Annotated in this window: 26 protein-coding genes and 2 tRNA genes; 12 read left to right on the top strand and 16 right to left on the bottom strand. The window is 56.1% G+C overall.

The features are described from left to right. The first annotated feature begins 2 nt into the window (after positions 1-2). The 3 genes from ACIQ0G_RS00820 to fdxA all read left to right on the top strand — a co-directional run bounded on the left by ACIQ0G_RS00820 (position 3) and on the right by fdxA (position 3,472). The gene (locus ACIQ0G_RS00820; protein ID WP_397576267.1) at positions 3-2,762 is read left to right on the top strand and encodes a helicase-related protein; all 2,760 of its coding nucleotides are present in this window, start codon (positions 3-5) and stop codon (positions 2,760-2,762) included. Between the two features lie 15 nt (positions 2,763-2,777). Further along, on the top strand, positions 2,778-3,026 hold the full coding sequence (locus tag ACIQ0G_RS00825; RefSeq protein ID WP_395637197.1) for an RNA-binding S4 domain-containing protein: 249 nt from the start codon (positions 2,778-2,780) through the stop codon (positions 3,024-3,026). A gap of 107 nt (positions 3,027-3,133) precedes the next feature. After that, positions 3,134-3,472 (top strand): ferredoxin FdxA, encoded by a 339-nt coding sequence (fdxA, locus tag ACIQ0G_RS00830; RefSeq protein ID WP_183941401.1) that lies wholly within the window; start codon positions 3,134-3,136, stop codon positions 3,470-3,472. Here fdxA and ACIQ0G_RS00835 read toward each other — a convergent pair. From ACIQ0G_RS00835 to lipB, 3 genes are read right to left on the bottom strand one after another with little or no spacing between them, the layout of a single operon-like run. Next, entirely contained in the window at positions 3,469-4,761 is a 1,293-nt protein-coding gene (locus ACIQ0G_RS00835) for an NADH:flavin oxidoreductase/NADH oxidase family protein (RefSeq protein WP_324479748.1), read from the bottom strand. The genes fdxA and ACIQ0G_RS00835 overlap by 4 nt on opposite strands. Continuing rightward, positions 4,758-5,054 (bottom strand): hypothetical protein, encoded by a 297-nt coding sequence (locus ACIQ0G_RS00840; protein WP_397576268.1) that lies wholly within the window; start codon positions 5,052-5,054, stop codon positions 4,758-4,760. The genes ACIQ0G_RS00835 and ACIQ0G_RS00840 overlap by 4 nt, the downstream gene beginning before the upstream one ends. A gap of 15 nt (positions 5,055-5,069) precedes the next feature. Beyond that, positions 5,070-5,747: a lipoyl(octanoyl) transferase LipB gene (lipB, locus tag ACIQ0G_RS00845; protein WP_397576269.1), complete on the bottom strand. Its 678-nt coding sequence runs from the start codon at positions 5,745-5,747 to the stop codon at positions 5,070-5,072. Between the two features lie 78 nt (positions 5,748-5,825). On the opposite strand from lipB, the gene ACIQ0G_RS00850 reads away from it, so the two are divergent. After that, entirely contained in the window at positions 5,826-6,569 is a 744-nt protein-coding gene (locus tag ACIQ0G_RS00850; RefSeq protein ID WP_397576270.1) for a hypothetical protein, read from the top strand. Here ACIQ0G_RS00850 and ACIQ0G_RS00855 read toward each other — a convergent pair. From ACIQ0G_RS00855 to petA, 8 genes are all read right to left on the bottom strand, one after another. Next, entirely contained in the window at positions 6,559-7,146 is a 588-nt protein-coding gene (locus ACIQ0G_RS00855; RefSeq protein WP_397576271.1) for a GNAT family N-acetyltransferase, read from the bottom strand. The genes ACIQ0G_RS00850 and ACIQ0G_RS00855 overlap by 11 nt on opposite strands. Before the next feature lie 6 nt (positions 7,147-7,152). Next, the gene (gene hemF, locus ACIQ0G_RS00860; RefSeq protein WP_397576272.1) at positions 7,153-8,010 is read right to left on the bottom strand and encodes an oxygen-dependent coproporphyrinogen oxidase; all 858 of its coding nucleotides are present in this window, start codon (positions 8,008-8,010) and stop codon (positions 7,153-7,155) included. Beyond that, positions 8,007-8,468 carry a tRNA (cytidine(34)-2'-O)-methyltransferase gene (locus tag ACIQ0G_RS00865; RefSeq protein ID WP_397576273.1) on the bottom strand — a complete coding sequence of 154 codons (462 nt, stop codon included), beginning with the start codon at positions 8,466-8,468 and terminating at the stop codon, positions 8,007-8,009. Before ACIQ0G_RS00865 ends, hemF begins: the two co-directional genes overlap by 4 nt. 196 nt (positions 8,469-8,664) lie before the next feature. After that, positions 8,665-9,240, bottom strand: a complete 576-nt coding sequence (locus tag ACIQ0G_RS00870) for a calcium-binding protein (protein ID WP_397576274.1) — start codon at positions 9,238-9,240, stop codon at positions 8,665-8,667. A 138-nt stretch (positions 9,241-9,378) separates the two neighbouring features. Continuing rightward, positions 9,379-9,452: transfer RNA gene (locus tag ACIQ0G_RS00875), tRNA-Gly, on the bottom strand. Positions 9,453-9,573: 121 nt separating this feature from the next. Beyond that, a complete protein-coding gene (locus ACIQ0G_RS00880; RefSeq protein WP_395628740.1) occupies positions 9,574-10,437 on the bottom strand; it encodes a cytochrome c1 in 864 nt (287 codons plus the stop codon). 18 nt (positions 10,438-10,455) lie between these two features. After that, positions 10,456-11,748, bottom strand: coding sequence for a cytochrome bc complex cytochrome b subunit (locus ACIQ0G_RS00885; RefSeq protein ID WP_397576275.1), 1,293 nt, complete (start codon positions 11,746-11,748; stop codon positions 10,456-10,458). A gap of 14 nt (positions 11,749-11,762) precedes the next feature. Continuing rightward, positions 11,763-12,413 (bottom strand): ubiquinol-cytochrome c reductase iron-sulfur subunit, encoded by a 651-nt coding sequence (petA, locus tag ACIQ0G_RS00890; RefSeq protein WP_397576276.1) that lies wholly within the window; start codon positions 12,411-12,413, stop codon positions 11,763-11,765. A gap of 285 nt (positions 12,414-12,698) precedes the next feature. On the opposite strand from petA, the gene ACIQ0G_RS00895 reads away from it, so the two are divergent. Next, positions 12,699-14,072, top strand: coding sequence for a class II 3-deoxy-7-phosphoheptulonate synthase (locus ACIQ0G_RS00895; RefSeq protein ID WP_397576277.1), 1,374 nt, complete (start codon positions 12,699-12,701; stop codon positions 14,070-14,072). Between the two features lie 59 nt (positions 14,073-14,131). Here ACIQ0G_RS00895 and ACIQ0G_RS00900 read toward each other — a convergent pair whose 3' ends face one another. From ACIQ0G_RS00900 to ACIQ0G_RS00910, 3 genes are all read right to left on the bottom strand, one after another. Beyond that, positions 14,132-14,827: a response regulator transcription factor gene (locus ACIQ0G_RS00900; protein ID WP_397576278.1), complete on the bottom strand. Its 696-nt coding sequence runs from the start codon at positions 14,825-14,827 to the stop codon at positions 14,132-14,134. Positions 14,828-14,976: 149 nt separating this feature from the next. Then, positions 14,977-15,051: transfer RNA gene (locus tag ACIQ0G_RS00905), tRNA-Gln, on the bottom strand. Positions 15,052-15,113: 62 nt separating this feature from the next. After that, the gene (locus ACIQ0G_RS00910; protein WP_397576279.1) at positions 15,114-16,202 is read right to left on the bottom strand and encodes a branched-chain amino acid aminotransferase; all 1,089 of its coding nucleotides are present in this window, start codon (positions 16,200-16,202) and stop codon (positions 15,114-15,116) included. 60 nt (positions 16,203-16,262) lie between these two features. Between ACIQ0G_RS00910 and ACIQ0G_RS00915 the strand changes: the two genes are divergently transcribed. The 4 genes from ACIQ0G_RS00915 (at position 16,263) to ACIQ0G_RS00930 (ending at position 19,102) form a co-directional block, all read left to right on the top strand. Continuing rightward, positions 16,263-16,772 (top strand): MarR family winged helix-turn-helix transcriptional regulator, encoded by a 510-nt coding sequence (locus ACIQ0G_RS00915; RefSeq protein ID WP_397576280.1) that lies wholly within the window; start codon positions 16,263-16,265, stop codon positions 16,770-16,772. Further along, positions 16,772-17,098: a phosphoribosyl-ATP diphosphatase gene (locus tag ACIQ0G_RS00920; RefSeq protein ID WP_397576281.1), complete on the top strand. Its 327-nt coding sequence runs from the start codon at positions 16,772-16,774 to the stop codon at positions 17,096-17,098. Before ACIQ0G_RS00915 ends, ACIQ0G_RS00920 begins: the two co-directional genes overlap by 1 nt. Position 17,099: 1 nt before the next feature. Further along, the gene (locus tag ACIQ0G_RS00925) at positions 17,100-17,477 is read left to right on the top strand and encodes a histidine triad nucleotide-binding protein (protein WP_397576282.1); all 378 of its coding nucleotides are present in this window, start codon (positions 17,100-17,102) and stop codon (positions 17,475-17,477) included. 65 nt (positions 17,478-17,542) lie between these two features. Beyond that, positions 17,543-19,102, top strand: a complete 1,560-nt coding sequence (locus ACIQ0G_RS00930) for an amino acid permease (RefSeq protein WP_397576283.1) — start codon at positions 17,543-17,545, stop codon at positions 19,100-19,102. A gap of 67 nt (positions 19,103-19,169) precedes the next feature. Here ACIQ0G_RS00930 and ACIQ0G_RS00935 read toward each other — a convergent pair whose 3' ends face one another. Both ACIQ0G_RS00935 and radC read right to left on the bottom strand, forming a co-directional pair. Continuing rightward, on the bottom strand, positions 19,170-20,423 hold the full coding sequence (locus ACIQ0G_RS00935) for a multidrug effflux MFS transporter (protein ID WP_397576284.1): 1,254 nt from the start codon (positions 20,421-20,423) through the stop codon (positions 19,170-19,172). Between the two features lie 47 nt (positions 20,424-20,470). Next, positions 20,471-21,166 (bottom strand): DNA repair protein RadC, encoded by a 696-nt coding sequence (gene radC, locus ACIQ0G_RS00940; protein ID WP_397576285.1) that lies wholly within the window; start codon positions 21,164-21,166, stop codon positions 20,471-20,473. Between the two features lie 321 nt (positions 21,167-21,487). Here radC and ACIQ0G_RS00945 point away from each other — a divergent pair, with 321 nt between their 5' ends. The 3 genes from ACIQ0G_RS00945 to ACIQ0G_RS00955 are packed head-to-tail and all read left to right on the top strand — an operon-like array spanning position 21,488 to position 22,907. Continuing rightward, a complete protein-coding gene (locus ACIQ0G_RS00945; protein WP_324477757.1) occupies positions 21,488-21,805 on the top strand; it encodes an AtpZ/AtpI family protein in 318 nt (105 codons plus the stop codon). 37 nt (positions 21,806-21,842) lie between these two features. Further along, a complete protein-coding gene (locus tag ACIQ0G_RS00950) occupies positions 21,843-22,637 on the top strand; it encodes a F0F1 ATP synthase subunit A (RefSeq protein WP_397576286.1) in 795 nt (264 codons plus the stop codon). Between the two features lie 42 nt (positions 22,638-22,679). Next, complete coding sequence (locus ACIQ0G_RS00955; protein ID WP_125229901.1) at positions 22,680-22,907, top strand: F0F1 ATP synthase subunit C; 228 nt, start codon at positions 22,680-22,682, stop codon at positions 22,905-22,907. The last annotated feature ends 20 nt before the right edge of the window (positions 22,908-22,927 follow it).

Genomic DNA, 22,927 nt, shown 5'->3' on the forward strand with positions numbered 1-22,927 from the left:
TTTTGCCTCCAGTCCGTTCAGCCCTCACGGCCATTTTAGGTCCAACGAACACCGGCAAGACCCATCTCGCTGTTGAGCGGATGTGTGCCCATTCGAGCGGGATGATCGGCTTTCCTTTGCGGTTGCTGGCGCGGGAAATCTATGACCGGTTGGTGGCGATTAAGGGCGCGCAAAATGTCGCGCTGATTACGGGCGAGGAACGGATCGAGCCACCGCAGGCGCGCTGGTATTGCTGTACGGTCGAAAGCATGCCGATCCACAAAGAATTTGCCTTCGTCGCGATTGACGAAGCGCAACTGGGGGCAGACCCCGAACGCGGGCATATTTTTACAGACCGCATTTTGCATGCCCGCGGGCGTGAGGAAACGATGATTTTGGGTTCGGAAAGCCTGCGCCCGATCATCCGGTCGCTGCTGCCCGATGCGGAGATCATCTCTCGCCCGCGCTTTTCCACGTTAAGCTATGCCGGCGCAAAGAAGCTGTCTCGCCTTCCCAAACGCTCTGCCATCGTCGCGTTTTCGATTGAGCAGGTGTATGCGGTCGCCGAAACTTTGCGCCGGATGCGCGGCGGCGCTGCGGTGGTCATGGGCGCTTTGTCGCCGCGCACCCGCAATGCGCAAGTGGCGATGTTTCAATCGGGCGAGGTTGATTATCTCGTGGCCACCGATGCGATTGGCATGGGGCTGAACCTTGATGTCGCGCATGTCGCCTTTGTCAGCCTGTCGAAATTCGACGGTTCGCGCCGGCGCAGGTTGACCGTGGCCGAAATGGCGCAAATTGCGGGCCGGGCTGGACGGCACCAACGGGACGGAAGCTTTGGCACGCTCGCGGGCGAAGGCAGCGAGTTTACCCCCGAAGAAGTGCTGGCGATTGAGGGGCACAGCTTCCCGCGGCTGGACTGGCTATTTTGGCGCGAAGCAAAGCCAAGATTTAACGACATCGGGACGCTGATCGCCGATCTTGAGAAAAAACCGGGCCGTCCGGGCCTGTTACCCGCGCCCAAGGTCATCGACCTGTTGGTACTCAAGCGCTTGGCCGAAATGCCCGATGTGAAATCGCTCATCCGGCACCCGGTTGATGTGGCGCGGTTGTGGGAAGTGGCCTGCTTGCCCGATTTCCGGCAAATGGGTGAGGAACATCATAGCCGCTTTGTCGCGTCCTTGTGGCAATATCTGGGGCAGGGCGAGCGCGTCATTCCGCACGGCATCTACGCAAATGAGCTGGCACGGCTGGATAATATCCAAGGCGATGTCGACACGCTGTCCGCCCGAATCGCAGCGGTGCGGACTTGGACCTATATCGCGCACCGGAACGATTGGCTGGCCAACCCCCCGGCAATGGCCGAACGCGCGCGGGCGCTCGAAGAAAAATTATCGGACGCATTGCACGATGCCCTGCGTCAGCGGTTTGTCGACAAACGCACATCGATGTTGCTGCGCAAAGGTGCTGGCGATGTCGGGCTGTTACCCGTTGAAATCCAGCAGGATAATCGCGTTCTTGTCGATGGCGAGGACATTGGGACTTTACAAGGATTTGCCTTTCGGGTTGACCCGGCGGCAAAAGCGGGTGACCGTAAATTATTATTGGCTGCCGCAGAACGACATCTGGCAGCGCATTTGAGACAAAAGGCAAAGGACGTATCTATGGCAGAGGATAGCGAATTCTCGCTCGCAGCCGATGGGGAGGGTAAACCTTCGATCTTCTGGAAGGATGACCTTCTGGGCACATTGACCAAGGGGCGTACGCTGCTGCAACCTGCATTTACGCCAATGAAGGCCGTCGCCGGATTGGAGGGCGATGCCCTGCGCGAGATTGTCACGCGCGCCGAAAGCTGGATTGAAAGCCAGCTGGCAAAGGCGATGGGCGGGATTGTCGGATTGCTCGACTTGGCCCAGCAAGCCGATGTCGACGGCAATGTCCGTGCGCTCGCTGTTCGGCTTGCCGATGAAGGCGGGATTGCGGGTCGGCATTATCTTGCAGACGCCATCGCCGCGCTTCCCAAGGAAGCCCGCGGTGCTGCACGCAAGGGCGGTATCGTTTTCGGCGCGCTCGATATTTATCACCACGCCGCGTTGAAACCCGCTGCCGCCAAATGGCGCGCTGCCTTGTTTGCCGCACGCGACAGCCGTGCCATGCCTGTGCTGCCACCCGAAAGCGCGGTGCATTTGAAAACATGGAATTTTGCGAACCCGTCGGAGGCCAGAAATGCGGGCTATCGCCGGATCGGTGATGAATATGTGCGTATCGATTTGGCGGAACGCGTGATCAAAAAAGCGCATGAAGCGCGCGGGCAGAACAATGTTTTTGGCATGGACATGGCCTTTGCAACCTCGCTGGGTATTAGCGAGGCCGGTTTGAAAGCGCTGATGCGCGACGCCGGTTTCCGCCCCGCTGAGGCAGTGGTTGTAGCGGAGACTGCGGCTGAAGAAACGCCCATGGTCGACGAAAGCACGCCAGTCGAAGCAACGCCAGCGCCCGAGCCTGAGGCCGCAGTTGAAGCAATAGTCGCCGACGCCGTTGGACCAGAGCAAACCGCGCCAAAAGAAACCGCGCCCGTCGTGCTGACGCATTGGCGCTGGGTGGGCTTGCCCAAACCCCGCCCGCCCGAACAGCGCAGGCCGCATGCTTCTGCAGAACGAAAGCCGCACGCGTCGGCAAAGCCGAAGGCTAAGCCCGATCGCGCGCCGCCAGCACCAAAGCCAAGTGCGCCGCCGTCTGCATTGGCTTTGCAATTGGCTGCGCTCAAAGGCCTCAAGCTCTAAAAGGTCGGGCAAGTCTTGCGGATCGACAAGCTGCTGTTCTTTCTGCGATTGGCCAAAAGCCGTTCGCTCGCGTTGAGTTGGGCAGAGGCTGGCCATATAAGGTTGAATGGCCGCCGGATCGAAAAGGGCAGCGCCGCGGTTCGCGTTGGCGATATTATCACCATGCCATTGGGCGAGGCTGTTTTGACTTTAAAGCTGCTGTCTGTCCCTGTTCGGCGTGGTCCTGCATCAGAGGCGCAGCTTTTCTATCAACGTATCGACTAAAAAATTGGCGACTCGGTGCAATCCGGCGTTGACTTCCCCCTGCGCCACGCAATAGGCAGAGGAAATGAAACGGCTAATCCGCCGTTGTGTATGGGAGAGTTCCGCCAATGACTTATGTCGTTACCGATGCCTGCATCCGCTGCAAATATATGGACTGCGTTGAAGTATGTCCGGTGGATTGCTTCTATGAAGGCGACAATATGCTCGTCATCAACCCAAATGAGTGCATCGATTGCGGCGTGTGCGAACCCGAATGCCCTGCAGAAGCGATTTTGCCAGACACCGAAAGCGGTTTGGAACAATGGCTTGAACTGAACGCAACCTACAGCGCAGAATGGCCGAATATTACTTCAAGCCGCGAGCCGCCTGCAGACGCAGACGAGCACAAGGGCGAAGAAGGCAAGTTCGACAAATATTTCAGCGCTGAGCCCGGCGAAGGCGATTAAGCCTTCGCGGCACGCCGCTCTTTAAGCCAGCTTCTTTGATAGGATTCTACTTCACGTAGAGCCTCAAAGACCGTGACGGTCGGCTTCGTCCGGCCGGTACGCCCCAGCGCGTATATCTGGCTGTAAAACCAATATTGGGTCGCAAAACCTTCAATCCCGCGCACGGCCTTTATCTTGCGTAGGCTGGATAACCACTCAGGCAACAACTTAAGCTGGTTTTCAACCTTGGGCAGCATGGCCAAGCCGCCGAGCAGCCGCTTTGGCGCTTCGGGCATCACGCATAATGGCCGCGCCAATCCGATAACATCGGCCGCCTTGTTGCGAAGCGCCTGTTCCATGGCCGATGCGCTGCGGAAACCGCCCGTGACCATCAATGGAATGGTCAACTCGCTCTTCATCGCTTTGGCAAAATCAACGAAATAGGCTTCACGTGCGAGTGTGGTTTCCGCGACGGCTTGCGTCTCTTCGGCTTCCATCCCCTCGATACCCAATAGCTTGGGCTGCTCATACGTGCCGCCCGATATCTCGATCAGATCCACGCCAGCATCCTGCAGCCAGCGGGCCACCTGAAGGCTGTCTTCAAAAGCAAAGCCGCCGCGCTGGAAATCCGCACTGTTCAGCTTGACCGAAATCGGGAAATTAGGGCCAACCAAAGTCCGGACGGTGTTGACGGTGAACATCAGGAAACGGGCGCGGTTGACGAGGCTGCCACCCCAGCGATCGGTGCGTTGGTTTGACTTTGGACTGAGGAATTGTGAGATCAGATAGCCGTGCGCTGCATGGATTTGAACGCCCGTGAAGCCGGCATTTTGGCAATGCAGTGCCGCTTGGCCGAACCGGCCAATCAGGTTTAGGATTTCATCCTCGGTCAATGCAACCGGCATTCCAAATTGTCCGCCGGGCAGGCCCAGCTTGACCGCTGACGGCGCCTTGGGGCGTGGATTGATGCCCCGCATGGTCTGGCGGCCCGCATGGCTTATCTGCGCCCAAAAATGGTTGCCATTGCGAGTCGCGGCCTTGGTCCATGATTTGAGCGCATCCATCATCGCCTCATCCGGCTGTCCGCTGAAAAAGACGTTTCCGGCCCGTTCCAGATGGTCGGCGTCAATATGGATGTTGCCTGAAATCTGGAGGCCAGCGCCTCCATCAGACCAGATGCCGTACAGGCGCTGCAACTCGGGCGTCGGCACACCTTGCGTGTCCGCTAGCCCCTCGGTCATCGCGGCTTTTGCTATTCGGTTGTTGAGTACGGCCCCACAGGGCAGTTGTATGGCGCTACTTAAGATCACTTTGGCTCGCTTGGCTCTTCAATTTTTGGTTCATCTGAACCATCGGTTTTGGGTTCATCGCTTTCTTCCGGCGTTGCTTTTTCAGCTTCTGTATCGGCACTGACGGGCATAGCTTCAACAGGTGCCTCATCGGTGGATTCGTCGGTGTTAATCATGTCGTCACTGATCGTGCCTTTTAGGCTTTCGAGATTGTCCATCCGCGTTTCGGTGACCTGATTGTCTTCTTTGCCACCGCCACATGCGGACAATGCCAGCAAGGCTGCAAAGGCAGGTGCTATGATGGTGAAACGCATATCGTCCTCAGTTCTCTATTCCGGCGCGACCGTACAATTTCCGCCCGCTTTGGCAAGGTTAATGAGAAAGTCGGGGAAGGTGGCGCGCAAGGCTGCGTCGAAGTCCTGCATTGATGCTTCAATGCCAAGGTCCGCGAGGCTTGTGACCGGATATTCGGATATCCCGCACGGGACGATGCCACCGAAATGATTCAAATCCGGCGCAATATTCACCGCAAAGCCATGCATCGTCACCCATCTGCGGATGCGCACGCCGATTGCGCCGATTTTTGCTTCCTGACCATTTTTGGTGTCGCACCATATGCCAACACGGCCCTCGGCGCGGCGTGCCTCCACCCCGAAACGGCCAAGCGCGGCGATAACCCAGCCCTCAAGCGCATGCACATAACAGCGGACATCTTTGCAATGCTTGGCAAGGTCGAGCATGACATAGCCCACACGCTGCCCCGGCCCATGATAAGTGTAACGTCCGCCGCGTCCGGTATCGAACACGGGAAATGCGGTGCTCAGCAATTCTGCCGGATCTGCGCTCGTCCCGCCTGTGTATAATGGCGGGTGTTCCAGCAACCAGATAAGTTCCCGTGCGTTTTCGTCGCGTATGGCGGCCTGCAATGCTTCCATACGGGCAACGGCTTCGGGATAGGGGGTTAGCCCTTCGGAAACGTCCCAATCAATATTGCCATCGATCTTCATGCGCGGTGCTTAGCATGGTGCAAGCCGCTTGCCACCGGATATGTCAGCCTCTACCCCGCGATCTGTCAGGGAGTGTATATGCAAAAGAAGCTTGATTATCGTGCGGTGGCAAAAGATGCGCGTGCTTCATTCGCGGCGCACCGTGAAGCCATCATCGCCATTGCGGGCTTTTTCATTTTCATGTCGAACTGGATCGCGGGCTATCTCGCGCCACCGCTCATCCTTGAAAGCTTTGACGATACGCCTAAAGTCATCGCGGCGTTCAGCGGTTATTTCGAGGCGAATTGGCCAGTCTTGTTACCGGCGATGCTTGTCACAATGTATAGCAGCCTTGCGCTTTATGTCCTGATTTCGGGGCGCAAATTGGCAAAAGTGGGCGACGCGCTTGTCATCGCGGCCGCATTGTTCCCGACATATTTGACTGCGACCATATTGACCGGCTGGGCGACATTTGCGGGGTTCTTGCTGTTCATCATTCCCGGACTTTATCTCACGGGCCGCTTTGCCGTGCTGCCCGCGGTCATCGCGCAAGATCCGGCGCTTGGCATCATAGACGCGGTGAAGCAGACTTGGGCGACAACCCGCAAATGCGGTTGGGCCATAGTGATACTGACGCTGTTTATTGCGGTGGCTATACGCCTGGTTTCCGGGATCGTTGGTGATGCCGTCGCCGGGATATGCCAAGCAATTGCGGGCGAGGGCGGCGTTCCCATCGTCCAAGCTGCGGTCAGCGCGTTTTTCGCAGCGGTTGAGGCCGTTATTTACGTTATCGCTGCAACGGCAGTTAATCGTCAGCTTGGGGCACAGACGGCTAACCAATAATGGGAACATGCGGCGCTGCATCGCGCGGGATGAGCCCGCTGATCCGCGGGTCCGCAAATGTCTCCAATTGCCGTTGATAGGCAATGAACCCGGCCTTTTGATAGAAGCTTAGCGCGGTTGGACCGTCCAGCGTGCATGTATGCACCCACATGCGCTGCACGCCCGCCTCTGCCCAGCCGAGCTGAAGCGCCATGGCCATCAACCATTTGCCATGGCCCTTGCCGCCGAGTTCGGGGATCAGGCCGAAAAAGGCGATTTCACATGCGCCATCGGTTCTGAAGTCGAGTTCCAATATGCCGACTTCAATCCCGTGCCTGTCCACTACCGCCCAAATCCGGACCTTGGGGTCGTGAATGGTCGCAATCAGCGTCTCGTCGTCCATCTCAAGGCGTGAGAACCACAGCCATGGCTCACCAATGCGGCGATAGAGCGTCCGGTATTTTTCCGCATGCGGGGCGTGCCATGGCTCTAGCCGCAAATCTGACGCAGGCAGCGCGCGCAATGGCGGACGCTTGGTCATTTCCAGCGAGGTTACAATGGCACCAAGGTCGCCATCGGCAATCGGGCTATACGGCATTTTGGGTTAATCCCAGGCGACGTCGGGCGGAAGGCTCATCAAAATCGCGTCAACATTTCCACCAGTTTTCAGGCCAAAGGTGGTGCCGCGGTCATATACAAGGTTGAATTCGGCATAGAGCCCGCGCCAGCGCCGCTGCGCTTGCTTTTCTTCGGCGGTGAATGGCTGATTCATCCGGCGGCGCACCAGCTTGGGGAAGATATCGAGGAAAGCTTCGCCGACATCGCGGGTCAGTGCAAAATTCTGGTCGAAAATGGCATCACTGCTGTTTTCGAGATGATCGTAGAAAATACCACCAACACCGCGATGCACGTTGCGGTGGGGGATCCAGAAATAATCCTCCGCCCATTTGCGATAACGTTCGTACACGTCAGGGCCATAAGGCGCGCAGGCCGCACGCAGGCGCGCGTGAAAGTCGGCCGTGTCTTCTTCATAGGGGATGGGCGGGTTGAGATCCGCACCGCCGCCAAACCAGCTTTTCGTCGTCACGAGATAGCGCGTGTTCATATGCACCGCCGGCACATGTGGATTGGCCATATGCGCGACGAGGCTGATGCCGGTCGCGAAAAAATTGGGATCTTCAGCCGCGCCATGAATGGTCTTGGCAAATTCGGGGTTGAAGCTGCCACCTACGGTCGAGACGTTTACGCCGACCTTTTCAAAGATTTTACCCTTCATCACACCGCGTACGCCGCCGCCGCCGGGCGAACCGTCATGGTCGTGGCGATCCCAAGGGATATATTCGAAAGATGCGTCTGATCCGGCTTCGCGTTCGATGGCTTCAAACGCCGCACAAATGCTGTCGCGCAGCGATTCGAACCAACTGCGCGCGGTTTGCTGCCGATTGTCGAGGACCAGAGTCATACTGCACCTTCCGGAAATTGTTGGGTCTGCCGAAGACCTTCTGCCAGCGCGATGCCAGCCGACACCGAAATGTTCAAGGACCGAAATCCAGCGCCCATGGGAATATACACGCGTTCGTCGGCGCGGGCATGCACTTCGGGCGGTGCGCCGCTGCTTTCGGACCCCATCAGGATGACATCATCGGGCCGAAAGGCGAAGGCGGGCAGGGCGGTTGACGCCTTGCTCGACATCAGCACCAACCGCGCACCGTTCAATGTTTCAAGAAACGCTGACCAGTCGGTGTGGCGCTGTATCTTTGCATGCGCGACATAATCCATACCGGCACGCCTCAAGGCACGTTCTGAAAAGGGAAAACCGCAAGGTTCAATGATGTCGCATTGGACGCAAAAGCATGCGGTTGTGCGTAATACCGCCCCGACATTGCCGGCCATGTCCGGTTGATAGAGCGCGATGCGCATGAAAACTCTCCGATGGAAACCAATTGTCGATGATTAGACCGTATGTGGCCTTCATGGCAACCGCGCCCATGGGCCAAATGTTCACATGCGGCGCCGTTAGCTTTTATATCTTAAACGACATTGTCGCGCGATTGCCGCCCTCGGCGCGATTGTGCAGCACGACATCACCGCCATGGGCCCGGTCGATGCTCCGTCGTTAGCCGCCGTTGGGCTGGGCAGGGGCCATTGGTCCGTTCCAGCGACCCTTGCGTCCGGCCTTGCGCTCGTCGGGGGTTATGCTGCCATCTTTATTGGTATCGGCTTTGGCGAAACGGGCTTCAGCGGCTGCACGGAATTCTGGCTGTGATATCGCCTTGTCACCATTGCTGTCCGCACGCGCCATTATATCCATGCGTCCGTCACGGCCACCTTCGCGCTCATGACGCTTGCCCATCTTGCGATGCTCCATGCGCTTTTTGCGTCGGTCAGCGCGGCGCTCCCCGCGCATGTCATGTGCGGCCATGAATTCAGCTTGGCTGACCGAACCGTTTTTGTCGGTGTCGATTGCGGCAAAACGCTTGGCCAACATCGCGGCCTTGTCGCCTTCATTCAGCGTGCCATCATCATTGGCGTCCATCATCTCAAAGCGCGCATCAGCAGCGGCCATGGCTTCTGCTTTGGTGATAATGCGGTCGCCGTCTTGGTCTGCCCTTCCATCGGGCGCGGCATATATTGCTGAAGCTGACATTGCTGAAAAGGCCATCAGGCCAGCATAAATTGGAAGTTTCTTCATCCTAATCGCTCCTTGTGATCGTCCGCGGGACTACAGATGTAGCGCATATAGTCTGAATATTTCGCAACAGTTTGTCGAGGCAAAGCGTGCTTTGTCGCAAACTGTAACGGCATGGGATGATTTGAAGCTGGGGAAAGTTGGAGCGGGTAAGGGGAATCGAACCCCTCTAGCTAGCTTGGAAGGCTAGTGCATTACCACTATGCTATACCCGCGACTGGCCATGGGCCGTCTTGAGCGCCGCTATTGCCATTATACGGCCCTAGCGTCAACGCCCAGATTGTAAAAGAAAGGGCCGCAAAAGCGGCCCTTTCCAAAAACTATGCTGTTTTTTTATCAATGCTTCTTGTCTGCCCAGATCGTTTTGTAGGACATCCAAGCAAGCACCGTGAAGACCAGGAGGAAGCCAAGGGCTGCCCAACCTGCGCTCTTACGGTTTTCCATCTTTGGTTCCGCAGCCCAGGTCAGGAATGCAGAGACGTCTCTCGCCATCTGTTCCTTGGTAGCCTTCGTACCATCGTCATAGGTAACCTGGTCATCGGAAACGATCGGTGCCGCCATTGCGATGTTCAGGTTCGCAAACCATGGGTTGAAGTGCAGGCCGGCAGGTGTCGCCGCTTCAGGGAATTCCTTCAGCAGTTCTTTGCCTTCTTCGTTCTTGTAGCCAGCTTGGTCACGATAGCCGAGCAGCAATGAATACACATATGCTGGGCCATTTTCACGCGCCTTTGTGATCAGCGAAAGATCTGGTGGAAGCGCGTTGTTGTTGGCCGCACGTGCTGCAACTTCGTTCGCAAATGGCGAAGGAATTTTGTCCGCAGGAATAGCCGGACGTGTCGCAGGCTCACCCGTTTCGGGGTTGATGCTTGGAACTTCGGTCTTCCATGCCTTTGCAAGCGCTTTGACCTGTTCTTCGCTGTAACCCAAGGCCGCGAAATCGCGGAACGCGACCAGATTCAAGCTGTGGCAAGCGGCGCAGACTTCAGCATAGACCTTCAAACCGCGCTGCAATTCACCGCGGTCATATTTGCCCAACGGACCGTCATGGGCAAATTTAACGGGCAAAGACTCTTCGTGGAACTCGGCCTCAACCGAAGGAACGGCTGGTTCCTTGATTGCAGTGATGACGGTGTCCCCAAGGCCGAGCAACAGCATGCCGCTGAAAAACAGGCCTACCAAAAAAGCAACTAAACGAACCATGATTATGCTTTCCCTGTTTTACGCAGCCGCTGGAAGCGGTTTGCCGGTGACAGCTTCGGTGATTGAATTTGGCAGCGGAAGCGGCCGTTCAATGCGCGAAACGATTGGCAAGATGATCAAGAAGTGGGCGAAATAATACGCTGCCGCAAGCTGGCTGAGTACAACCCACTGGGTATATGGAGGTTTGCCACCGCAATAGGTCAGGATGACGATACATGGGATCAGACCATACCAGAAGAATTTGCGGAACAATGGACGATAATGTCCCGAACGCACGGGAGACGTGTCCAGCCAAGGCAGGAAGAACAATAGCAAGATCGAACCGAACATTGCCAGCACGCCCATCAATTTAGCTGGGATGAGGATGATGCCGGTGAACGGAATGCCAAAGTCGACCGTGAACGCCTTCAAAATCGCGTAGAAGGGCAAGAAATACCATTCAGGCACAATGTGCGCTGGCGTCGATAGCGGGTTCGCCGGAATATAGTTGTCCGGGTGGCCAAGCATATTTGGTGCAAAGAAAGTGACCGCCACGAAGAAGATCAAGAAGATCCCAAGGCCGAAGCCGTCTTTTGCGGTGTAATAGGGGTGGAATGGAACCGTGTCCTGCTCACCCTTTACGCTCACGCCCGTTGGGTTTGAAGACCCTGGAATGTGCAATGCCCAGATGTGCAAGATGATGACGCCGGCAATGACGAATGGCAGCAAATAGTGCAGCGAGAAGAAACGGTTCAGCGCGGCTTGGTCTGGCGCAAAACCGCCCAAGAGCAACTGACGCAGTGGTTCACCCACCAATGGAATGGCGGAGAAGAAGCCCGTGATAACCTGTGCACCCCAGAAGCTCATTTGGCCCCATGGAAGCACATAGCCCATGAACGCAGTCGCCATCATCAACAAGAAGATGGTGACGCCCAGCAACCAGATCATTTCGCGTGGCGCTTTATATGAGCCATAGAAAAGACCGCGGAAGATATGGATATAGACCACGATGAAGAAGAAGCTTGCGCCGTTCATGTGCGCATAGCGAATAAACCAGCCCGAATTCACATCGCGCATGATGTGTTCAACGCTGTTGAACGCGCCGTCGACACTTGCATAATAATGCATGGCCAACACGATGCCGGTCACAATCTGGATCACCAAAGCGACGCCCGCAAGGACGCCGAAGTTCCAGAAGTAATTGAGGTTGCGGGGTACCGGATATCCGGCGCCGACCGCGTTATATACAAGGCGTGGCAAAGGAAGACGTTCGTCGACCCATTTGCTCACCGTACCCTGCGGTTTATATTCTTGTGCCCAAGGGAAGCTCATTGCGTTTTAGCTCCTCAACCGATTTTGACGACTGTGTCAGAAATGAATGCGAATTCCGGAACGACAAGATTTGTCGGGGCTGGGCCCTTCCGGATACGTGCGGCGGTATCATAATGCGAACCATGGCATGGGCAGAAATAGCCGCCATATTCACCCTTAACTTCCCCAGCTGCGGCACCAAGCGGCACGCAGCCCAAATGGGTGCAAACGCCAAGGGTAATCAGCCAATTTTCTTTGCCTGGCTTGGTGCGATCGGCAAGGGTTTGTGGATCGCGCAGCGAACCAACATCAACCTTGCTTGCTTCTTCGACTTCGGCAGGGGTCAGGTTGCGGATGAATACCGGCTGTTTGCGCCAACTGGTCTTAATGGCCTGACCTGGCTGGATAGCGGCAACGTCAACCTCGATTGAGGCGAGTGCGAGCACGTCCGCGCTTGCGCTCATTTGCGATACCAATGGCATCGCAACCGCTGCTGCACCTACGCCCGCGAAGCTGACCGCGGCGACGTGAATGAAGTCACGGCGACGAACGCCCGAACCTTCTGCGCCATCATGATTCTGCGTACCAGCTGCAGCTTTCGTTGCGACTGAAGCGGCCGGCGCAGCCGCCGGCTTTTTTACTGCCGGCTTTTTCGCCGTGCTTTTTGTCTTTTTGACTGTCGACATAATCTGCCCTTTTTGCGTTGCGGCGGTTAAACCGCAATAGCGTCGAAATCCCGTCTCTTCCCGAACTGAAAAGCATTTCGCCTCACAATTGGGTCGATTCAGCGGGCCTGATAGACGCCTTTAACGGCTTTTGCCAACAGGGAATTTGGCACCGCGCATACCAAATCACGCCATGGCGATTGCATTTTGCAAAACCGGCGTAAATTCGCGGCTAATGCTTGCTTCTCGCAACATATTACGCCTAAAGGGCGCGTCTTTTGAATGAATATTGTTGGAGTAGATCGCATGGCGACACCTTGGACGCCGGATAGCTGGAGAAACGCGACGGGCATTCACATGCCTGAATACAAGGATGCAGAAGCATTAGCGGTAACCGAAGAGACGCTGCGCAACTATCCGCCGCTGGTTTTTGCAGGCGAGGCGCGCAATTTGACGGCGGATCTAGCCAAGGTAGCCGACGGAAAGGCGTTTCTGTTGCAAGGCGGCGATTGCGCCGAAAGCTTTGCCGAATTTCATCCCAACAATATCCGCGATACATTCCGCGTCATTCTGCAAATGGCGGTTGTGTTGACCTTTGCTGGCAAAATGCCTGTCGTGAAATTGGGCCGGATGGCTGGCCAATTTGCCAAGCCACGCTCAACCCCCACTGAAACAATCAATGGCGTCGAGCTGCCCAGCTATTTCGGCGACATCATCAACGACATTGAATTTGTTGCCGAAGGCCGCGAGCCTGACCCGGCACGGATGATACGTGCATATAGCCAGGCTGCGTCAACGCTGAACCTGCTGCGCGCGTTCTCCAACGGTGGTTACGCCAATCTGCAGCAGGTCAATGCGTGGACGCATGATTATATGGGCCGCTCGCCATGGGCGCAGAAATATAAGGAAACGGCTGATCGCATTAGCGAGGCGCTGGCTTTCATGGAAGCCTGCGGCATTACGCCAGAAACTGTCCCGCAGATTAAGGGCACGAGCTTTTACACCAGCCACGAGGCATTGTTGTTGCCGTATGAGCAGGCAATGACACGTCAGGACAGCCTGACCGGCGATTGGTACGATACATCGGCGCACTTTCTGTGGATTGGCGATCGCACCCGCTTTGACGGTTCGGCGCATGTCGAATTCTTGCGCGGCATCGGGAACCCCATTGGTATCAAATGCGGGCCAAGCCTTGAACCCGACGCACTGTTGCGCATGTTGGATGGGTTGAACCCGTCGCGCGAAGCGGGCCGGATCACGCTGATTTCACGTTATGGGTATGACAAGGTTGAAAGCGGATTGCCCACTTTGGTGCGTGCCGTCCAGCGTGAGGGGCATCCTGTTATCTGGTCATGTGATCCGATGCACGGCAATGTCGTCAAATCCGCCAGCGGATATAAAACGCGTCCGTTCGAACGTATTTTGGCCGAAGTCCGCGGCTTCTTTGCGGTGCACCGTGCAGAGGGCAGCTTTGGCGGCGGTATCCATATTGAGATGACGGGCCAGAATGTCACCGAATGCACCGGCGGTGCGGTTGCCGTGACCGACGAAGGTTTGGCCGATCGGTATCACACGCATTGCGACCCACGGTTGAATGCCGCGCAATCGCTTGAACTCGCGTTCCTGTTGGCAGAAATGCTTAATCAGGAAATGACCGAGCGCGCGAAGAAAGCTGCATAAGCATCAATAAGCGACTGAGGGTTGGTATATCTGGCTGTGCGCTAGATGTTCGGCCGAAACTAACGCGTATTGGCAATCGTTTCCAGGCGGTAGCCGTATCCGAAGACCGTTGAAATGCGAAAGCCGTTTTCAGGCTGCAGGTGCAGCTTTGAACGCACGCGCGAGATATGCATATCCAATGTGCGCGTGGCCAAGGCCGCGGTCGTCCGCCAGATCGCCTCCATAAGATGATTGCGCGACAATGTGCGGTTGACATTGCGGAAGAAAAAGTCGGCCAATTCCAACTCTTTGGCCGTGAGCGCAATGATCTGCCCATTCACCAGGACCGTCTGTTCAATCCGGTTTAAGTGATATTTGCCATATGTCGCTTCGGTATCAAAAGCGCCACCAATTGCGCCACGGCGTAATATCGCACTGATGCGTGCGGCGATAACCGCGCGGTCTTCTGGCTTACTGATATAATCAGCGGCTCCGGCATAAAGTGCCTCGGTAATATCTTTTTTCGCAGACCGGTTGGTTATCATCATGACCGGCGGTTGCTTGGGCAGCGTCTCTTGCATCCATTTCAGAATCTCGAGCCCATCTTTGCCGGGCATGTTCCAATCGAGCATCAGCAAATCAAACGGGTCGCTGACCAAGGTCCGCATAAGTGCGTTACCATCGGTATATCCAACCGCAGCATGGCCAAGTTCTTCGACGATTGCTTTCAGATGATGAACCACTTCGGGCTCATCGTCCGCAATTACTACCCGCATATTTTGGTCCGCCCCTCAGCAAGTTGCCGAATATCGGCGCCCGTGAGAAAAACATGCCGATAAACATTGTGTTACCAGCCGTAGGCCCAAAACATTTACAATGTCTTACATGTGCGGATGAGGTGCGAAATTGGCGCGGATTGAGGAAATGGCTGGGGCGGCAGGGATCGAACCTGCGAATGGCGGCATCAAAAGCCGCTGCCTTACCGCTTGGCGACGCCCCAGCAAGCCAGCAAACTGGCCGATGTGCGCGGCTTATATCGTGCGAATCTCGTAGCGCAACAGCTTAATCGATGCGTTGCACCCAACCATGGGTGTCTGCTGCCGCTCCGCGTTGGATATCCACAAGTTTTGTGCGGATTTGCTGGGTCATTTGCCCCGCGCCGCCCGCGCCAATGGTGAAGTCGCCTTGGGTGGATTTCACTGTGCCAACAGGGGTCACGACCGCGGCAGTGCCGCAAGCAAAGACTTCAACGAGCCGTCCGGATTCGGCATCGGCGCGCCATTGGTCCATCGCGTAGCGCTCCTCACGGACGTTCAGGCCTTGCGCGCGGGCAAGCGTGAGAACCGAATCGCGGGTGATGCCTTCCAAAATCGTGCCATCGGTTGGCGGTGTCAGCAATGAACCGTCGTCGAATAGGAAAAACAGGTTCATGCCGCCAAGTTCTTCGACCCAGCGATGTTCGGCGGCGTCCAGAAAGACGACCTGGTCACAACCCTGGCGAATGGCTTCGGATTGGGCGACAAGGCTGGCGGCATAATTACCGCCGCACTTTGCTGCGCCCGTTCCGCCGCGTGCGGCACGGGTATATTGTTCCGATACCCAAATCGAAATCGCCGGTGCGCCGCTTTTAAAATAATTCCCGGCTGATGACGCGATGACCATGAACAGATATTCCGCCGATGGCTTCACGCCCAAAAACACTTCGCTGGCGATCATGAAGGGGCGCAAATAAATCGACCCGCCATCGACCGGTGGAAACCAGTCCTTATCAACTTGAACCAGTTGGCGGCACGCCTGCAGAAACATTTCTTCAGGCAGTTCGGGCATGGCAAGGCGCTTTGCCGACCGCTGGAAACGGCGGGCATTTTGTTCCGGACGAAACAGCGCCATCGATCCGTCTGCAAGGCGATAGGCCTTTAGACCTTCAAATATTTCCTGCGCATAATGCAGCACAGCCGTCGCTGGATCGAGTGTGAGCGGCGCACGCGGGCCGACTTTCGCATCATGCCAGCCTTTGGCGTCCGAATAGCGGATGGTGACCATATGATCTGTAAACACACGACCAAAACCGGGATCGACAAGCCGCGCCGCGCGTTCCGCCGCGTCAACAGGGTTTGGATTCGCCTCAAATGGAAATGCGCCGGACGTCATAGTTACTCTCGTCAGTTAGGGTCTTGCTTCGTCCTATGGGCTGGGCTTAGATACGTCAATATGGCTGCCCCATCTTCTGTATCTGTTGCGCCCACGGCGTCGCCCTTGTTTCTGCGCGAGCATGAGGTGCGGCGCGGCGTTGAGCTTTTGTTTTTCGGCTATACGCGGCTCACGCGCGCTATAGATGATGGATTGGCAGAACATGGCCTTGGCCGCGCGCACCATCGCGCGCTCTATTTCATCGCCCGCCAACCCGACCTTACGATTAGCGAATTGCTCAAAATTCTGGCCATCACAAAACAATCGCTCGGCCGGGTGCTGACCGACTTGGCGGAAAAAGGGTTGGTGGAAACGCGCACGGGGGTGGTCGACCGGCGGCAGAAGCTGCTGCGTTTGACTGCAGAGGGTGTCCGTTTTGAAGCGCAGCTATTTGACGCACTGCGCACGAGCCTTGCGTCTGCTTATGCCGCAGCAGGGCAGGAATCGGTCACAGGTTTCTGGCGCGTTTTGGAAGGGTTGATACCCGCAGAGGACAAGGCGATGGTTATCGCCCTGCAGAAGGACATTTGATGCGCGACACGCTTGCACGACTTGAAAACATAATCGCCCAGCGGTCGAACGCTGCGCCCGATAGCAGCTATGTGGCGTCCCTGTTCGCCAAAGGGCGCGGCAAAATTGCGCAGAAAGTTGGCGAAGAAGCCACCGAGACCATCATTGCCGCGCTGTCGGGAAATGCCGAACATCTTACTGCTGAAGCGGCAGACCTGCTTTTCCATCTGATGATCTTGCTTGCCGAGGGCGGCGTGGCATTTGACGATGTTCTCGCCGAACTGGACCGCAGGGACGGCGTATCCGGCCTGGTAGAAAAGGCTGCGCGCGACAATTCCGGAGAATAAGATGCCAATCGATGCGACATTGCCGTATGATGACCAGAATATTTTTGCGAAAATCCTGCGCGGGGAAATTCCCTGCAAAAAGGTTTTTGAAGATGACTGGGCGCTTGCCTTTCACGACATCAATCCGCAGGCCCCGACGCATGTCCTTGTTATTCCCAAGGGCGCTTATGTCAGCTGGGACGATTTCAGCGCCACAGCCAGCGACGCGGAAATAGCCGGATTTGTGCGCGCTGTCGGCCAAGTATCGCGCGCATTGGGTCTGGTCGAACCCGGATATCGGTTGCTCGCCAATATCGGAATGGATTCGCATCAGGAGGTTCCGCACCTGCATGTCCATATTTTTGGTGGAAAACCGCTCGGACCGATGCTTATGCGATGAAATTCAGTTGCACGGAGACTTTTAGAGGTTAGGTTCCGCGCGATACGAAATCCATCGGGGAGATTATGATGGCGATTGAGCAGCAATCCGTGATGCAGCGCATGTTCGCGCGCAAAACGATCGCACAAGTACAAAGAGAGTCGGCCAACAGCGAATTGAAGCGTTCGTTGGGCAAGTGGAACCTTCTGCTTTTGGGCGTTGGGTGCATTATTGGTGCGGGCATTTTCGTCCGTACGGGTAGTGCCGCTGCATTGCATGCCGGACCTGCTGTTATGCTGTCCTTTGTCGTTGCTGGCTTGGTCTGCGCTTTTGCAGGCCTGTGCTATGCTGAACTTTCGTCAACGCTGCCGGTTTCCGGGTCGGCCTACACCTACAGCTACACCACATTGGGTGAATTTGTCGCCTGGATCATGGGCGCGTTGCTGCTGCTCGAATACGGCTTGGCCGCATCGGTGGTGGCCGTCGGCTGGGGCGGATATGTCGTCAGCTTGCTGGCGGACTTCGGCCTTGTCATCCCGCCGCAATTTACCGGACCAACCGGACATGCGGTTATGCGTGACGGTGCGCCCCTGTTGGTTGATGGCGTTGCTGTCACCGCAATCTTCAACTTGCCAGCATTCCTCATCTGCATGTCGCTGGCGCTGTTGTTGATGGTGGGTGTGTCGGAATCGGCTAAGGTCAACAACATCATCGTTGCGGTCAAGGTCAGCGTTCTGGCTGCGTTCATTCTCGTTGGCGGATATATCGTCCTATCCAACCTGCCTGAACTGTTGGCGACGAACTGGACGCCCTTTATCCCGGAAAACACCGGCGACGGTGAATTCGGTGTCGACGGCATCATGCGTGCCGCATCGATCGTCTTTTTTGCCTATATCGGTTTTGAAGCTGTCTCGACCGCTGGTCAGGAAGCCAAGGACCCTAAGCGCGACATGCCATTTGGTATCATCGGTTCGCTGATTGTCTGCACCGTCATCTATATGCTGGTGGCTGCAATCATGACCTTGCTTGTACCTTATGCTACATTGAACGTGCCAGATCCTGTCGCGGTCGTTGTCGACAGCTTTGGTGCACAATGGGCTTGGTTGGCCAAAACCATAAAGGTCGGCGCAATCATCGGTCTGACGTCGGTTGTGCTGGTGCTGATGTACGCACAAACGCGTATCTTTTACACCATGTCCCGTGATGGCCTGTTGCCGAAGATCTTCTCCAAGGTGCATCCAAAGTTCCACACGCCTTATATCAACACATTGTTGGTGGGCACGATCACGGCTGTTGCCGCCGGGTTCTTTGACATCAACGTTTTGGGTGACATGACCTCGGTCGGCACATTGGCAGCCTTTGCCATCGTCTGCCTGTCGGTCATGTATCTGCGCCGTGCAGCGCCTGATCTGCAACGGGGCTTTTCGGTACCATTCTACCCGCTGACACCAATCCTCGGCATCTTGTCATGCCTGTATCTGATCACGACAGTGCCTTACAATGTGCTGATGTTCTTCATATACTTCCTGATCGGTGCCATCGCGCTGTACTTCGTTTATGGCATGCGCAATTCAAACTTGCAGCATGACCAGCTGACGGACGACGCACCGGAAATGGGTGAATTCCCTGGTCCAGTTGTGGACTAAGGTTACCGCTATAACGCAAAAGGGCAGGGGCGCTTCGGCGCCCCTTTTCTTTGCCTAGGTCCTGACCCTAGCTGCGCGGGTCGCTCGGAATGGGTTGTGTTGTGCGTGGGCGCGTAAAGAGCATTCCCTTTTCACTCCATAGAACCAACATCAGGGCAGTGATCCCGCAACCCAGAAAACCAAGCGTGACAGGAAGGACACTGCCGTCAAACTGCTGCCCGATGATAGCGCCGAGCGAGGCGGCCAAGCCAGTCCGCACGAACGTCTGAAACGATGACGCCGCGCCCGCGACATGACCAAAGGGTGTCATCGCAATCGACGAAAAGTTGGAACCGATAAAACCAATCATCGCCATGTTGCCCGTCAGCAACAATAGGAACAACGGCATCGACTTCGGCGCGAATTGCGCAGCGAGCACTTGCAGTGCGCCGAGTGTGATAAAGGTCAAAAGCGCGGTGTGCGAGACGCGGCGCGCACCAAAACGTTCCACAATCTGCGAATTGGTGAAATTGGACGCAGCGATGCCAATGGCAACGATAGCAAAACCAATGGTGAAAAAGTCGGCTGCATGGAACACCTTGTCGAACATCTGTTGCGAGCTGTTGAGATAGCCGAACAAAGAGCCCTGAACGATTCCGGCGCCAATCATATATCCGGCAGCATTGCGGTGCAGGACGACGGCTTTCCATGCCTTTGCCAGCGCATGGGGTTCAATCGGAATGACATTTTCGGGCGCAAGTGTTTCGGGCAGGCGCAGATATACCCAGATGGCGGCCGCCACGGCCATGAACGCCATCAGGTCGAATATCACCCGCCAGCCCGCAAACAGCAGGACCATTTGCCCGATGGTTGGCGCGATAATCGGCACGATCATAAAAATAAGGAATATAGTCGACATCCGCCGCGCCATTGCGTCGCCTTCAAACTGGTCCCGGATAACGGAGATCACCAGCACGCCCATCGCAGCGGCGAGCAAACCATGCGCGAAACGCATCGCCAGCATCATTTCAAAGTCAGGGGTGATCGAACAGGCGAGCGAAAACACAGCCGCGCCAATGATGGCAATCAGCAATATTGGCTTGCGGCCATAGCGGTCCGACAGCGGACCATAGATCAACGCGCCAATGCCGTTGCCGGCCAGAAAGACCGAAATAATATGCTGGATCTGGTTGGGATCGGAAACCTTCAGCCCCTGCGCCATCGCGGGAAACGCCGGCAACATTGCATCAATGGCCAACGCGTTGAGCGCCATCAGCGATGCCATCATGATGGTCAATTCGCGCGGGCCGATGGATTTTTTTGCAGAAGCGGGGGAGGTCATGTTGCGGCTATGGGGTAGCCGCCGCAATAATTCCACCCGCTAAATCTTTAAATCAGCCTGGCGCTCCGCATGCTGGAAAAGCCGTCTTTGCCGATGATGATGTGGTCATGCACGGTTATCCCGAACTTCTGCCCCGCCTCTGCAATGTCCCGCGTCATGGCAATGTCTTGCCGGCTTGGGCTGCTATCGCCGCTGGGGTGGTTGTGGACAAGGATGATGGCCGCTGCGCCCAAGTCCATCGCGCGCCGGATGACTTCGCGTGTGTAAATCGCGGCCTGATCGATGGAACCCTCGCTCGCGATCTCATCGCGGATCAGCATATTTTTGCTGTTGAGATATAAGGTCCGCACGCGCTCAATGGTCAGATGGGCCATGTCGGCACGCAGATAGTCGAGCAGCGCCTGCCATGATGACAAAATCGGCATCTCGCGGACGGGTGCGCTCAAAAGACGTAAGGCCGCCACTTGGACGATTTTCAGCGCAGCGACACTTGTTTCGCCCATCCACTTTTCGCGCATGATGCTGTCGGCATCGGCCGTTAACAAGGCCGACAGGCTGCCATATCGCGCGATCAGATCCTTGGCGATTTGCTTTGTGTCGCGCCGCGGAATGGCCAGTGCGAGCAAATATTCCACAAGCTCATGGTCATGCAGGCCTTCGCCTTGCTGTTCAAATAGCCGCTTGCGCAGACGCGCGCGGTGGCCGGTGCCATGATGTTCGATTTTATCCGCGCCGTCCACCATCAGCACTGTCCTTTTGCGATAATGCTCTTTTTGGAGATTTTTGCGACGGGTGCAAGTCGATTGACGCGAATCCAGCGCACCTGAATGAGACCCGAGCTGTCCGTAACAACTGAAACATGTTCAGGACGACCAAGATATAAGGGTATCAGCCGAACGACATTAGTGGACCGGGGCAGCGATGCCTCGGCCCATTCTATTGCGACGCAACATTCTTGGCGACGCGCTGTTGACTTGACGAAGGCGCTCTCCTAAAGCGCCGATGCCTAGGCGGGGTTGCCCCGATTGCGTGGCGGTTCCGTGTGTTTATTTGGATGGAATCACATGATGTCGGACAATTCCGGGCAGGATGGCAAAGGCAAAAGTGACGCCCGGCTCGTGTCGTTAGATATGCAGCTGAAAGCGGCGCGGAAAGCCGAAGCAGAACGCTCAGGTCAAGATCAGGTTCCAGCCAAAGGAATGCGGCAAGGGAACAGGGTTTTAACCGAGTTGATCGCGGGTCCTGCTGGTGGTGCTTTGGTTGGCTGGGTCTTGGACCGCTGGCTGGGTATCGCACCTGCGCTCCTGTTGACCTGCATGTTCTTGGGCATTGCAGTCGCCTTCAGGAATATAATAAAGATTTCAGCAGAGCGTCCGGACTAAACCGGGCGCTTGACGTGTATATAACAGGGTAGTGAACGTGGCAGGCGAAAGCGGCAAAATCGATCCGATGTACCAGTTCAAGATTGAGCCATTATTTGGCTCTGATCACTGGGAAATTGCAGGTCACAACGTGATGTTCACCAACTCATCGTTGTTCATGGTGCTTGTTCTTGGCGCGCTTTGGGTGTTCATGGCGGGCGGAATGAAGCGCGAAATGGTCCCCGGCCGCTGGCAGATGGCTGTCGAAGGCGTCACGGGCTTCATCAACAACATGCTGACCGCAAATGTCGGTCCCGAAGGCAAGAAATATGTGCCTTTGGTGTTCTCGTTGTTCATGTTCATCCTGATGGCGAACTTCATGGGCATGATGCCTTTTGGTATCGTCCCCGGCGTGCATCCTTTCACGATTACAAGCCATTTGACCGTCACCGCCGTGCTGGCGCTATTCAGCTTCGGTACTGTATTGGTCGTCGGCTTCTGGCGGCATGGCCTGCATTTCTTCAGCCTGTTTGTTCCGCATGGCACGCCATGGTGGTTGCTCTGGCTGATCCCGGTCATTGAATTATTCTCATTCATGATCCGTCCATTCAGCCTTGCGCTGCGTTTGTTCGTCGCAATGACCGCGGGTCACATCATGATGAAGGTGCTTGCCGGATTTGTGATTAACGGTCTGAATGCAGAAGCCGCTTGGGTGCCGCTGATTGTCAGCTTCCCGGCCTTTGTTTTGATGATTGGTATTACCCTGCTTGAACTGCTCGTTTGTGCTATTCAGGCGTATGTTTTTGCACTTTTGACGTCGCTGTACATCAACGACGCCGTCAATTTGCACTAAGATTTCAACCACTAAGTTTTATTTTTAACAGGAGTTATTATCATGGACGCAGAAGCAGCCCAAATGATCGGTGCCGGTCTGGCAGCAATTGGTGCCGGTATCGCCGCTGGCGGTGTTGGTAACGTTTTTAGCTCGTTCCTTCAGGGCGCGTTGCGTAACCCAGCAGCAGCTGACAGCCAGCAGGGCCGTCTGTTCATCGGCTTCGCCGCCGTCGAACTTCTTGGTCTGCTCGCGTTCGTTATCGCGATGATCCTGATCTTCGTTGCCTAATTGACGGTTTCGCCCCGGCA

This window comes from Sphingorhabdus sp., assembly GCF_044354325.1.
GTDB lineage: Bacteria > Pseudomonadota > Alphaproteobacteria > Sphingomonadales > Sphingomonadaceae > Sphingorhabdus_B.

Bases quoted from the DNA above. Each gene is read 5' to 3' on its own strand.
- fdxA (WP_183941401.1), top strand. From the start codon at position 3,134: ATGACTTATGTCGTTACCGATGCCTGCATCCGCTGCAAATATATGGAC.
- ACIQ0G_RS00840 (WP_397576268.1), bottom strand. From the start codon at position 5,054: ATGCGTTTCACCATCATAGCACCTGCCTTTGCAGCCTTGCTGGCATTG.
- lipB (WP_397576269.1), bottom strand. From the start codon at position 5,747: ATGAAGATCGATGGCAATATTGATTGGGACGTTTCCGAAGGGCTAACC.
- ACIQ0G_RS00850 (WP_397576270.1), top strand. From the start codon at position 5,826: ATGCAAAAGAAGCTTGATTATCGTGCGGTGGCAAAAGATGCGCGTGCT.
- ACIQ0G_RS00855 (WP_397576271.1), bottom strand. From the start codon at position 7,146: ATGCCGTATAGCCCGATTGCCGATGGCGACCTTGGTGCCATTGTAACC.
- hemF (WP_397576272.1), bottom strand. From the start codon at position 8,010: ATGACTCTGGTCCTCGACAATCGGCAGCAAACCGCGCGCAGTTGGTTC.
- ACIQ0G_RS00865 (WP_397576273.1), bottom strand. From the start codon at position 8,468: ATGCGCATCGCGCTCTATCAACCGGACATGGCCGGCAATGTCGGGGCG.
- ACIQ0G_RS00870 (WP_397576274.1), bottom strand. From the start codon at position 9,240: ATGAAGAAACTTCCAATTTATGCTGGCCTGATGGCCTTTTCAGCAATG.
- ACIQ0G_RS00880 (WP_395628740.1), bottom strand. From the start codon at position 10,437: ATGGTTCGTTTAGTTGCTTTTTTGGTAGGCCTGTTTTTCAGCGGCATG.
- ACIQ0G_RS00885 (WP_397576275.1), bottom strand. From the start codon at position 11,748: ATGAGCTTCCCTTGGGCACAAGAATATAAACCGCAGGGTACGGTGAGC.
- petA (WP_397576276.1), bottom strand. From the start codon at position 12,413: ATGTCGACAGTCAAAAAGACAAAAAGCACGGCGAAAAAGCCGGCAGTA.
- ACIQ0G_RS00895 (WP_397576277.1), top strand. From the start codon at position 12,699: ATGGCGACACCTTGGACGCCGGATAGCTGGAGAAACGCGACGGGCATT.
- ACIQ0G_RS00900 (WP_397576278.1), bottom strand. From the start codon at position 14,827: ATGCGGGTAGTAATTGCGGACGATGAGCCCGAAGTGGTTCATCATCTG.
- ACIQ0G_RS00910 (WP_397576279.1), bottom strand. From the start codon at position 16,202: ATGACGTCCGGCGCATTTCCATTTGAGGCGAATCCAAACCCTGTTGAC.
- ACIQ0G_RS00915 (WP_397576280.1), top strand. From the start codon at position 16,263: ATGGCTGCCCCATCTTCTGTATCTGTTGCGCCCACGGCGTCGCCCTTG.
- ACIQ0G_RS00920 (WP_397576281.1), top strand. From the start codon at position 16,772: ATGCGCGACACGCTTGCACGACTTGAAAACATAATCGCCCAGCGGTCG.
- ACIQ0G_RS00925 (WP_397576282.1), top strand. From the start codon at position 17,100: ATGCCAATCGATGCGACATTGCCGTATGATGACCAGAATATTTTTGCG.
- ACIQ0G_RS00930 (WP_397576283.1), top strand. From the start codon at position 17,543: ATGATGGCGATTGAGCAGCAATCCGTGATGCAGCGCATGTTCGCGCGC.
- ACIQ0G_RS00935 (WP_397576284.1), bottom strand. From the start codon at position 20,423: ATGACCTCCCCCGCTTCTGCAAAAAAATCCATCGGCCCGCGCGAATTG.
- radC (WP_397576285.1), bottom strand. From the start codon at position 21,166: ATGGTGGACGGCGCGGATAAAATCGAACATCATGGCACCGGCCACCGC.
- ACIQ0G_RS00945 (WP_324477757.1), top strand. From the start codon at position 21,488: ATGATGTCGGACAATTCCGGGCAGGATGGCAAAGGCAAAAGTGACGCC.
- ACIQ0G_RS00955 (WP_125229901.1), top strand. From the start codon at position 22,680: ATGGACGCAGAAGCAGCCCAAATGATCGGTGCCGGTCTGGCAGCAATT.